Consider the following 2,710-nt stretch of genomic DNA (forward strand, 5'->3'; position numbering starts at 1 on the left):
TCATAGAGGATGCCAGGCCTATGATAGCGTTTTCTCCTCATTGTTCAGACCCCATGGAATCCACAAGATAATCTATATCTGCCATATCCTGCCAGTACCACCGCTTTCTGATAAGTGTCAGGACATATCCTACGACACCTGCGAACAGTCCGAGAACTGTTGTTGCAAAAGCGATCATGAGGTTGTTAGCGAGCTGGAGGATATCACCCTGCGCAAGGCCAATGAGGGCAGGACCCAGTGGAATTAGGGTACCCATCAGACCGAGCATTGGAGCAACCGTAGATAGTATCTTGGTCTGCTCCAGACGCTTTGTCATCCTTACCTCATACTCTTCCGAAAGCCAGTCGATAGAGGAGACAGAGTTCTGTTTCAGATAATCGCCAGCATCTTTTGCAAATGAGGTTACCAGTTGGTTCTGGTCAAGACTGTGCAGTTTTTCTGCTGCATTGTCAAGCGAAGATGCTTTCACGCTTTCCTGCACGCTTCGACCGACTTTTTCAAGTTCCCTTACATTGCGATGACGTTTTGCATATTCAGAAATGAACTCACCGATCAATCCAAGGGATGTTGCAACTGCTAGCAGCAGCAGTATGACCACTGGATATAACAACGCAGCTGATGCAGTGTACATCAGCTGGAACAAAAATGAATCAATAGCCATTTTCAATTACTCCGTATTTTATTCAGAACAAATCCCCCGGCAATGAAGACCGCGAATACCACAAAGGGAAGAATATCCATAGGCGGTGCAGTGTATTGAGGGATGTTCATCTGTTTCGTTTTGATGTAAGCAGGAACAATAATGGCACCCATTAGATAGTAGATACCAAGGATCATCATGATGTTACCGAGCGTTTCGGGTGTCTTGCCAAGTTTCTTGCAAAGCAGTGATGTTGACACAACAGAAATGAAAAAAACCACTCCCACAAGCAACCCTATCAGAGTGCCACTCCTATCGATGTATGATGCCAGCAGCATACAGGACATGAACAATGCCGTCAGGCAGACAGGACAGGGGAGCGAGATGACAAGGAAGGTGCGATGGGAAACATCACACCCACAGTTCCATTGTTTCTGGGTATAGATGCCGGCACCGATGAGAAGAAGAGCTACTATGACATGAATGGACATACCCATGCTCGCAATAACATCAAGGCTTGACTGATCCACATATCCTATCAGACTGCCCAGAACAATGGACAAAAGAAGATAGCTGGAAGCCAATAGAAGAATGCTTTTCAGACTACGGTTTGAGAAGCCACAACCAATACCGGTTTTTACACCAAAGAGCAAGATAGCCATCAGGATACCTACGACTGTGAGAATTACCATGTTCATTTAGTACCACCCGTTGAGCATGGCGAACTAAATGCTGAAATGCATTCATTTATGACCACATATATCACCCGTTTTTGCTTATATTAATATCTGAATTTTTGAACTTATATTCATAAAGTAATACAATCAATCTGAATTGTAACAAGGAAAAACATTATGATATATAACAATGAGTATTGAGATTATAAACGTAATCAAACTGTGTATATACACAACATAATTAAAACATACATATAATTCAATGTGGTAACGATTGCGAAATAATAGTACCCTAATTAGACAGTTTATAAAAATTAATGCTAATTTTGGTGGTATTTTGCTTTTTTTCCATCAACATTTGCCCAATCTGCAACTAAAATAAGAACATGTCATAAATTGTAGTTTTTACATAGCATTTGTTAACATAAATGTTTAATTTAGTAACAACTGTCAAATTCTATAGGGTTAAAAAATAGAACTGTCAAAGTTGCGATATTAGAAGTTTTTTAAAAGGAAGTAAAGAGAAAGAATTAAAGAAAGCTATCTGAGAAAACTATCCAGTTACAGCGCTCTTAGCAAGATCATTCGAAGAATGACCTAAGGTCATTGATACCCAATAAAACATTGAACTCTTTCAACCTGAAGAACTTCTTTGCCCTCATATCATCATCCTCAAGTCGAAGATCACTTTCAACAAAACCAGCTTTTTCAAGACGTTTTAAGTGAAGATAGAGAACCTGACGCGAAACGCCCAGTTCTTTGGCAAGCTCATAGACATATGCACCGCAACTGCGAAGATGTTACATGATGTCGTTTTTAAAAGATATGCAGTAATCAAAACGCTTATCACACATAATAAGATTAGAACTGTTGATTCCAATGAGAAAAGCACTATTACTCCTAATACTTACAGGCATGCTCCTTGTGAGCGGGTGTGCAAGCAACGGGGATCAGGAAAATACTATGGTACAAGAAGGAGATCTAATATCGGTCAACTACATCGGTCAGCTTGAAGACGGAACTATCTTTGATACATCCCTTGAAGATGTCGCAAAGGAAGCAGGACAACACAATCCTGCAAGAGGGTACGAACCACTTGAATTCACGGTCGGTGCAGGACAGATGATCGCCGGGTTCGACAAAGGTGTTATCGGAATGACGGTCGGTGAAGAAAAGACGGTCACCATCCCGGCAGCAGACGCCTATGGAGAATACGATGAGGAACTTGTACAGCCGGTCCCAAGAACCCAGCTTAAAGAAATGGGTATTGAACCAGAGGTCGGTATGCCCCTCTTCACACAGTATGGTCAGGTCACCATTGTTAGAATGGATGAGACCAACGCATATGTTGACTACAACCACCACCTTGCCGGAGAGACCCTGACATTCAAGA

Annotated in this window: 3 protein-coding genes and 1 pseudogene; 1 reads left to right on the plus strand and 3 read right to left on the minus strand. The window is 41.7% G+C overall.

Annotated elements, in window-relative coordinates:
• Nucleotides 1–37: 37 nt before the first annotated feature.
• The 3 genes and pseudogenes from KDK67_RS13880 to KDK67_RS13890 all read right to left on the minus strand — a co-directional run.
• Nucleotides 38–661 (minus strand): MotA/TolQ/ExbB proton channel family protein, encoded by a 624-nt coding sequence (locus tag KDK67_RS13880; protein WP_250869442.1) that lies wholly within the window; start codon nt 659–661, stop codon nt 38–40.
• Nucleotides 662–663: 2 nt separating this feature from the next.
• Nucleotides 664–1,338 carry a DUF2162 domain-containing protein gene (locus KDK67_RS13885; RefSeq protein ID WP_250869443.1) on the minus strand — a complete coding sequence of 225 codons (675 nt, stop codon included), beginning with the start codon at nt 1,336–1,338 and terminating at the stop codon, nt 664–666.
• Between the two features lie 560 nt (nt 1,339–1,898).
• Nucleotides 1,899–2,099 (minus strand): annotated as a pseudogene (locus tag KDK67_RS13890) (ArsR/SmtB family transcription factor); the annotation flags it as partial.
• Between the two features lie 97 nt (nt 2,100–2,196).
• On the opposite strand from KDK67_RS13890, the gene KDK67_RS13895 reads away from it, so the two are divergent.
• On the plus strand, nt 2,197–2,710 hold a 514-nt coding region (locus KDK67_RS13895), incomplete at its 3' end, for an FKBP-type peptidyl-prolyl cis-trans isomerase (RefSeq protein ID WP_250869444.1).

The organism is Methanococcoides seepicolus, from assembly GCF_023684405.1.
GTDB lineage: Archaea > Halobacteriota > Methanosarcinia > Methanosarcinales > Methanosarcinaceae > Methanococcoides > Methanococcoides seepicolus.

What these genes read in the sequence shown, in the direction of transcription:
- KDK67_RS13880 (WP_250869442.1), bottom strand. Translation starts at nt 661, where the DNA reads ATGGCTATTGATTCATTTTTGTTCCAGCTGATGTACACTGCATCAGCT.
- KDK67_RS13885 (WP_250869443.1), bottom strand. Translation starts at nt 1,338, where the DNA reads ATGAACATGGTAATTCTCACAGTCGTAGGTATCCTGATGGCTATCTTG.